Raw genomic sequence first — 7844 nt, forward strand, 5'->3', positions numbered from 1 at the left:
TTCAGTCACCTCCTTCTGTTTTCTTTACTGTCAGAGTCGTCCCACGAATTTCGATAACGGTTACCTCCTGCCCTTTCTCCATCTCTTCATCGGCCGATGCCCGCCACCGAACCCCGCGAACTTGAATCCGGCCGGGGGCATACTTCGTAATCTCTTTCACCACGACACCCCGTGTTCCGATGATGGTATCGATGTTCGTCTTTGCCTTCCTGGTCTGCGTCCAGCGGCGGAGGTATCTCCGTCCGGCGGCGATGTAGGCGAAGCAGAGCACGCTGGTGACAATAACGGCCACCGGCCAGGAATCGAACGGTGAGGCGACAAGCCCCCCTGCGATAAAGACCGAACCGATGATGACCAGCTCGAACCCGCTGAAACCACCGCCGAGGAACTCGACCAGGACCATCGCGAGTCCTACACCCACGAATATCAGCCACAACCACTGGTCTGCAAACTCCATTTTACCTCCCTTTTCCCCAGAATCCTGACAGGTCCTCCAAATAGTAGCTTACTGGAACTTGAGTTTATTACTCAGTAAGGAGTTTGTCAACAGTCGTTTGAGATGATTACCCCACCAGTATTGCCCGTGCCGTGACCCGTATGGTATACTGTGTAGGAATTCGGCAAGGGGGTAGAGTTTGGCGGAGACCGTCACAATAAAAGAACTACTTGAGGCTGGGGCCCATTTCGGGCATCCGACCAGTCGCTGGCATCCTCGCATGAAGCAGTACATCTTTACCAAGCGTGATGGCATTCACATCATTGACCTGGAGCGAACCGCCAGTATGCTTGAGAAGGCCTGTGAGTTTATCAAGCAGGTAGCCGTCGAGGGCGGTGACGTCATGTTTGTGGGCACCAAGAAGCAGGCCCACGATGCCATCGAAGAAGAAGCCCAGCGATGCGGGATGTTCTTCGTCAACCTGCGCTGGATAGGGGGTACCCTGACCAACTTCGCCACCATCCAGTCACGCATTGACTATCTGGTGCGCCTGGAAGACCAGCAGGCCCGGGGAGGCTTCGTTGGACTCCCCAAGAAAGAGATTCTCAAGATTGGAGAAAAAATAGCCCGTCTCAATCGGCAGATGGGGGGCTTCAAGGAGATGACCCGCCTGCCCGCCGCGCTGTTCATCATTGACACCACGAAGGAAGGCATCGCCATCGCCGAAGCCAAACGGGTCGGAGTACCGATAGTAGCCGTGATAGACAGCAATTCCAACCCTGTCGATATTGACTACCCCATTCCCGCCAACGATGACGCTATCAGAGCCATCAGGCTGGTATGCAGCAAGATTGCCAACTCCATACTGGAAGGCAAGGCCGCGGTAGCGATGGAAGCCATCGAGGAAGGAGAAGGGGTAGACCTGGAAGAACCAGAGCAAGTTCCGGATGGTGAACCGCTGGTGTATACCCCCGATGATGAATAACAACATGAGCGTTTCTACGGAGAAAATCAAGGAACTCAGAGACCAGACAGGTGCCGGCATAATGGACTGCCGGAATGCGCTCCTCAAAACAGAAGGAGACATGGAAAAGGCAAGCGAGATTCTGAAAGAGCAGAGTCTGGTCCGGGTAGACAAGAAGAGCCAGCGTGAGACCTCGCAGGGACTGGTTGAGACCTACGTACATACCGGCGGACGCATCGGAGCGATGGTTGAGCTGAACTGCGAGACTGACTTCGTCGCCCGCACCCCGGAGTTCCAGGAATTAGCGCACAACCTGGCAATGCAGGTTGCCGCCCAGGAACCCCTGTGCATCACTGAGGAACAGATGCCTGAAGATGCCGATACGGAGCCGGAGATAGCCTGCCTGCTGCTCCAGGCCTTCATCAAGGACCCTGAGAAGACCATCCAGGACCTTATCACCGAGACCGCGGCCAGGGTTGGTGAGAACGTCAGAGTAAGCAAATTTGCCAGATTTGAACTGGGGCAGGGAGAGTGCCGCGTGGCCGAACTGAGTGCAGACGTTGCTACCGGTGCGGACTCCTGACCATAACAAAATAGGTTGTGAATAAGGCAAATGGCTGCTCCCAAGCAAATCGTTACTCCTAAGTATCGGCGCATCGTCCTCAAGCTCAGTGGTGAGGCCTTCAGCGGCGGAGCCGATTTTGGTATCGATCCCACGGTCTCCACCTGGGTAGCCAGGCAGATCAAGCGGGTCAGCGAGATGGGGGTGGAAGTCGCCGTCGTCGTGGGTGGTGGCAATATCTGGCGGGGCGCTCAGGCGGAGCAGCACGGGATGGACCGGGCCACCGCAGACTATGCCGGAATGCTGGCCACAGTAATCAACGCCCTCTCCCTTCAGGATGCCCTGGAAAGGGAAGGTGTGACCACCAGGACCCAGTCTGCACTGAATATCCAGCAGGTAGCCGAACCCTACATCAGGCGAAGGGCTATCCGTCACCTGGAAAAAGGCAGGGTGGTTATCTTTGCAGCGGGAACGGGAAACCCATTCATGACCACGGATACCGCCGCCGCCCTGCGGGCGATAGAGATTGGTGCAGGGGCACTGTTGATGACCAAGAACAATGTTGATGGCATCTACAGTGCCGACCCCCGCAAAGACCCCAAAGCCAGGAAGTTCGATTCCATTACCTACCTCGATGCCATCAATATGCGGCTTGAGGTAATGGATGCTACCGCACTATCCCTCTGCCTGGAAAATAAACTGCCGATAATCGTCTTTAATTTCCTGGCAGACCGGAGTATAGAACGTGCCGTGATGGGCGAGCCAATCGGCACACTGGTGTCCAGCAGGAAGAGCGATGAGTGAGGATACTCTGCTAAACATCGAACAGAAGATGCGGAAATCGCTGGAGGCCCTGCAGAAGGAGCTGGCCGGTATCCGCACCGGGCGCGCTTCACCGGCATTGATAGAAAACGTCAGGGTGGAGTATGCCGGTGCCATCATGCCACTTAACCAGGTCGCCAGCATCTCCACACAAGGGGCAAACCTGTTAATAATCCAGCCCTGGGACAGGGCAAGCGTCAGCAGCATCGAGAAGGCTATCCTGGCATCTGACCTGGGTCTGAACCCGGCCAGTGATGGCCGCGTCATACGAGTGAATATCCCCCCGCTGACTGAAGAACGTCGACAGGAACTCATCAAGGTCGTTCGGCGCAGGATTGAGCAAGGGAGGGTGGAAATCCGTAATCTGAGGCGGGAAGCTTTGGACGAACTCAGGACACAGGAGAAGAACAAAGAGCTCTCGCAGGATGAGGATAAGCGTCTACAGGCACAGCTACAGAAGATCACCGATGGTTTCATTGCCGAGAGCGAGCGCATCGGTCATGACAAAGAAGCGGAAATCCTGGAGGTCTAGTCCGGTTCTCAGAAATACACAGGGGATGGCAGGATGACGGTTGCGAAATCGACCCCCAAACAACTGGAACGTCTGCCCAACCATGTAGCCATCGTACCCGATGGCAACGGCCGATGGGCAGAAAAACGTGGCTGGCCCAGGCTTGAGGGCCACCAGGCCGGGGCGGAAAACATGCACCGCATGGTGCAGTACCTCAATAAGTACCCGATAAGCTACCTTACCCTCTATGGGTTCTCCACCGAGAACTGGAACCGTCCCGAATCTGAGATTAAGGGCCTGTTCCAGATTCTAACAGCATTTATAGACCGGTATCTTGATGAAATCCACGAGAAGGGTATCAGGCTGCGCCATATTGGCCGACTTCATCAGTTGCCGCAGAGCCTGCGGGAGTCGATAACCAGGGCAATTGCGGCCACCAGGGACAACACCAGCATGACGCTCTGCGTTGCCTTCAACTACGGGGGGCGCGCCGAGATCGTCGACGCCCTGCAGCGGCTAATTGCCGATGGTGTCAGACCTGAAGACATTACCGAGGAGTCACTCAGCAAGTATCTCTATGCCGGCGATATACCTGATGTCGACCTCTTGATTCGTACCGGTGACGAAACCAGGCTGAGTAATTTCCTGCTGTGGCAGACAGCCTACAGCGAGTACCACTTCACCAGGGTCCTCTGGCCGGACTTCAGCAAGCGTGACCTGGACAGAGCCCTCCTGTCATACAGCCGAAGGAAAAGGCGGTTTGGCGGGCTGGGGTAGTAGCCGGCATGCTTAAAAAAAGGATCATCACCACTCTGGTCATCATCCCCCTGCCTGTTGCGGCTATCTGGTTTGGAGAACCCTGGTTTACGGCCCTGATGGCTGTGGTGGCAGTGCTTGGCGTCATGGAGTTCTATCGGTTGGCCGTCGCCTCCAGGGCATCGCCACTTGTCCACATTGGGGTGGTACTGACTCTTCTCTTTATCATCAGTCGGAACCCGGACCTGTTATCGTTTCTGGCACCTCACTTCGACCCCGGCCTGTTGATACCACTTCTATTGATGCTGGCAATCGCGCTCCCCATGCTCTGGCTTCTGATACGACCGCGCACCGGCGCAGCCTTTGTCAACTGGGCGTGGACGCTCGGCGGAATCCTCTATGTGGGCTGGCTCCTCAGCCACCTGGTGTCACTGAGGGGCATGACCGACGGTATGAACTGGGTATTCCTTGTTATTCTGGCCAATGCTGCCTCCGATACCACTGCCTTCTTCATCGGCAGGTCTTTCGGACGCCACCGCCTGGCACCGCGAATCAGCCCCAACAAGACCTGGGAAGGCGCCCTGGCCGGAGTGGTCGGCGCAATGGTGTTCAGTTTGCTATTTACTGCGCCACGACTGTTTGCCGCAACCAACCCACTCTATGTCGAGGGCTTTATCTGTTGGCAGGCGCTGAGCCTCGGCCTCCTCGTCAGCGTGTTCGGACAGCTTGGTGACCTTGCAGAATCGCTGCTCAAGCGCCATGCCGGAGTCAAAGACTCCGGCAGCCTGCTGCCGGGACACGGGGGCGTCCTGGACCGGATGGACAGCATTATCTTCGCAGGTATCGTGGTATACTACTATGTAGTATGGGTAATACAGTAAAACGGCTGGCCATCCTCGGTTCTACCGGTTCAATCGGTAGACAGACGCTTCAGGTCGTGCGTAACCTCCCATCCCGGTTCCGCGTCGTGGCATTGACGGCAGGACAGAACATTGACCTGCTGTCCAGGCAGATGGAGGAGTTCCGGCCGAGCTTCGTTCATTGCCAGGCAGAAGACATTCCCCGTACCGGTTTCGAGCATCTCCTTCCGGAGGAGATGGCCCGTCACACCGAGGTAGATATAGTTGTCGTTGCCACCTCGGGGAAGGCAGGGTTGACCGCAGTGTTATCGGCGGTCAGGGCCGGTAAGGATGTCGCCCTGGCCAACAAGGAATCGCTGGTCATGGCCGGCGATATCATCACACGGGAGGCGGAGGCAAACGGTGCCCGCATCTTTCCGGTGGACAGCGAACACAGCGCCATCTGGCAGTGCCTTCGGGGTGAAGAAAAGTCCGTGGCCCGCATATATCTAACTGCTTCAGGGGGGCCTTTCCGTGGCTATTCACCGGAAGAGCTGGAGCGAGTAACCGCCGCCCAGGCCCTGAAACACCCCTCCTGGCAGATGGGAAAGAAAGTCACAATCGACTCCGCTACCCTGATGAACAAGGGGCTGGAGATAATCGAAGCCCACTGGCTGTTCGATGTTCCCTATGACGGAATCCGGGTTATTGTTCATCCGCAGAGCATCATTCATTCCATGGTTGAATTCGCCGACGGCTCGATCAAGGCCCAGATGAGCTATCCCGATATGCGACTGCCGATTCAGTATGCCCTCACTTACCCCGAGCGCCTGCCCAATGCAGAGCTTCCCCGGATAGACTGGTCTGTGGTCCGGGAGCTGACCTTCGAGCAGCCGGACCCTGACCGGTTTCCCTGCCTGAGGCTGGCAATCGAGGCCGGAAAAACGGGAGGGACCCAGCCCGCCGTCCTCTGTGCCGCCGACGAGGTGGCCGCTGACCTCTTTCTATCCGGAGACATCGGCTTTACGGACATCGCCCGTCTGGTGGGGCAGGTGCTGGCGGAGCACGAGACCATCACCGGGCCGGGCCTGGAAGACATCATCAGCGCTGACGGCTGGGCGAGGCAGAGGACGCATGTACTGGCCGGGGAGGGCAACCCATGCTGACGGTACTTTCCTTTCTCGGCGTTATCATAGTGATAGTCTTTGCCCACGAGCTCGGGCATTTTGTAACCGCCAAGCTGTCCCACGTGAAGGTGGAGGAGGCAGGCCTTTTCTACCCGCCACGGTTGTTCGCCTTCAAGCGCGGTGAGACAGTATACTCGATAAACGCCCTTCCCCTGGGCGGATTCGTCAAGATGTCCGGCGAGGAAGACCCCGATGCACCTGGCAGCCTGGCAAACAAGAGTATCCCTACCCGGCTGCTCGTCCTCGGTGCCGGCTCGATTATGAACTTCCTGCTGCCTGTCCTGCTCCTCTCGATTGCCTTTATGGTCCCCCATGATACCGTTATCGGCGACGTCGAGGTAATGGACGTAGCACCGGACTCTCCGGCGGCCCTTGCCGGGATTGAGCCCGGGGACATCATCCTGAGCATTAACGGCAAAGTCGTGAACAATTCCGGTGACCTCCAGCGCTACCTGTACCGCTACCTGGGCAGCACCATCCCGGTCTCCATCCGGCACACCGACCTGTCCACAGAGGAGGTGCGCTTGACTCCCCGCTGGGAACCCCCGGAGGGGCAAGACCCCATTGGCGTGACCACAGTCCAGTGGGTAGCAATTAAAGCGATAGCACCAGACTCCCCGGCCGCCGGGGCAGGCATCAGACCGGGAGACGTTATCCTGAGCATAGACGGAGAAGAAGTGCATAGCGTCGACGACCTGGGGGACTATCTTGACCGGCGCCTGGATACCGAGGTAGCTGTCCTCATCCGGCGTACTGACCTGACCACGGAAGAGGTCCGCCTTACACCCCGGTCGGACCCACCCGCAGAGGAGGGGGCTATGGGTGTTGCCGTATACACCTCTTCCGGGCCGGTCACGCGGCAACAGCTTTCGTTCTGGCAGGCTATACCGAAGGGTTTCGGCCAGAGTATAGAAATCTTCGTCCTGTTCAAGAACGGCGTTGTCGGTATTATCAGTGGTGCTTTACCATTCGACCTGAGAGGGCCGGTGGGTATCGCGCAGATGACCGGAGAGGTAGCCAGGGCGGGAATAGGTCCCCTGCTGGAGTTTGCCTCCCTTATCAGTATCAACCTGGGAATCATCAACCTCTTCCCGCTTCCGGCGCTGGACGGTGGCCGGCTCATCTTTGTCTTCCTGGAGTTTGTCCGCCGGGGCAAGCGCATCTCCCCGAAGAAGGAATGGCAGATACACACCATCGGCTTCTTCCTGCTGATAGCGGTCTTCCTGGCGGTTACCGTCCAGGACATATTCAGAATCGCTGGCGGCGGGTAGAATCCCGTAGCAGGCTGCTGAAAAAGGGGAGTACAGAGGGGCTTCGCCCCTTCTGAGGGGGCTCCCACCTTCTGAGGGGGGCTCCCACCGGACACGGTATTCCCCACTGAATATGGAGGGCATACGGATGGTTTCTACCCGGTTCTCTCTCGAAGGTAAAGTCGCACTGGTAACCGGCGGCAGTCGTGGTATCGGTCAGGCCACCGCGCTGGCATTCGCCGAAGCCGGTGCCGATGTAGCGGTGACCAGCCGGAAACTGCCTGACCTGGAGCTGGTAGCCGAAGAGATACGGGGCCTGGGCAGGAAGTCGATAGCCGTGGCAACGCATGTAGGCCGCATGGACCAGATACAGAACCTGGTCGATACAGTCGTCGCCGAATTCGGCAGGATTGACGTCCTGGTAAACAACGCCGGTACCAGTGTCGTCTGGATGCCGGCGCTTGAGCTGGAGGAAAGGGCCTGGGACTCGATAATGAACCTCAACCTGAAGGGTCTC

The 7844-nt window shown here is 57.5% G+C and carries 10 protein-coding genes; 9 read left to right on the plus strand and 1 reads right to left on the minus strand.

All coding sequences use genetic code 11. From position 1 onward, the window contains the following. Position 1: 1 nt before the first annotated feature. The gene (locus VMW13_03050; GenBank protein HUV43789.1) at positions 2–457 is read right to left on the minus strand and encodes an NfeD family protein; all 456 of its coding nucleotides are present in this window, start codon (positions 455–457) and stop codon (positions 2–4) included. A gap of 178 nt (positions 458–635) precedes the next feature. Between VMW13_03050 and rpsB the strand changes: the two genes are divergently transcribed. From rpsB to VMW13_03095, 9 genes are all read left to right on the plus strand, one after another. Next, positions 636–1421, plus strand: a complete 786-nt coding sequence (rpsB, locus tag VMW13_03055; GenBank protein HUV43790.1) for a 30S ribosomal protein S2 — start codon at positions 636–638, stop codon at positions 1419–1421. Next, positions 1411–1983 (plus strand): elongation factor Ts, encoded by a 573-nt coding sequence (locus tag VMW13_03060; GenBank protein HUV43791.1) that lies wholly within the window; start codon positions 1411–1413, stop codon positions 1981–1983. Before rpsB ends, VMW13_03060 begins: the two co-directional genes overlap by 11 nt. A gap of 48 nt (positions 1984–2031) precedes the next feature. Then, entirely contained in the window at positions 2032–2766 is a 735-nt protein-coding gene (pyrH, locus tag VMW13_03065) for a UMP kinase (GenBank protein ID HUV43792.1), read from the plus strand. Beyond that, positions 2759–3316 (plus strand): ribosome recycling factor, encoded by a 558-nt coding sequence (gene frr / locus VMW13_03070; GenBank protein HUV43793.1) that lies wholly within the window; start codon positions 2759–2761, stop codon positions 3314–3316. Before pyrH ends, frr begins: the two co-directional genes overlap by 8 nt. Positions 3317–3349: 33 nt before the next feature. Beyond that, on the plus strand, positions 3350–4072 hold the full coding sequence (gene uppS, locus VMW13_03075; GenBank protein HUV43794.1) for a polyprenyl diphosphate synthase: 723 nt from the start codon (positions 3350–3352) through the stop codon (positions 4070–4072). 8 nt (positions 4073–4080) lie between these two features. Beyond that, positions 4081–4932 carry a phosphatidate cytidylyltransferase gene (locus tag VMW13_03080; protein ID HUV43795.1) on the plus strand — a complete coding sequence of 284 codons (852 nt, stop codon included), beginning with the start codon at positions 4081–4083 and terminating at the stop codon, positions 4930–4932. After that, on the plus strand, positions 4917–6056 hold the full coding sequence (locus VMW13_03085) for a 1-deoxy-D-xylulose-5-phosphate reductoisomerase (protein HUV43796.1): 1140 nt from the start codon (positions 4917–4919) through the stop codon (positions 6054–6056). The genes VMW13_03080 and VMW13_03085 overlap by 16 nt, the downstream gene beginning before the upstream one ends. After that, positions 6050–7348: an RIP metalloprotease RseP gene (rseP, locus tag VMW13_03090; GenBank protein ID HUV43797.1), complete on the plus strand. Its 1299-nt coding sequence runs from the start codon at positions 6050–6052 to the stop codon at positions 7346–7348. Before VMW13_03085 ends, rseP begins: the two co-directional genes overlap by 7 nt. 127 nt (positions 7349–7475) lie before the next feature. Beyond that, positions 7476–7844, plus strand: a 369-nt coding sequence (locus VMW13_03095; protein HUV43798.1) for an SDR family NAD(P)-dependent oxidoreductase, incomplete at its 3' end; no start/stop codon positions are given.

Source organism: Dehalococcoidales bacterium, from assembly GCA_035529395.1.
GTDB lineage: Bacteria > Chloroflexota > Dehalococcoidia > Dehalococcoidales > Fen-1064 > DUES01.

Bases quoted from the DNA above. Each gene is read 5' to 3' on its own strand.
- frr (HUV43793.1), top strand. From the start codon at position 2,759: ATGAGTGAGGATACTCTGCTAAACATCGAACAGAAGATGCGGAAATCG.
- VMW13_03085 (HUV43796.1), top strand. From the start codon at position 4,917: ATGGGTAATACAGTAAAACGGCTGGCCATCCTCGGTTCTACCGGTTCA.
- VMW13_03080 (HUV43795.1), top strand. From the start codon at position 4,081: ATGCTTAAAAAAAGGATCATCACCACTCTGGTCATCATCCCCCTGCCT.
- uppS (HUV43794.1), top strand. From the start codon at position 3,350: ATGACGGTTGCGAAATCGACCCCCAAACAACTGGAACGTCTGCCCAAC.
- rseP (HUV43797.1), top strand. From the start codon at position 6,050: ATGCTGACGGTACTTTCCTTTCTCGGCGTTATCATAGTGATAGTCTTT.
- VMW13_03050 (HUV43789.1), bottom strand. From the start codon at position 457: ATGGAGTTTGCAGACCAGTGGTTGTGGCTGATATTCGTGGGTGTAGGA.
- VMW13_03060 (HUV43791.1), top strand. From the start codon at position 1,411: ATGATGAATAACAACATGAGCGTTTCTACGGAGAAAATCAAGGAACTC.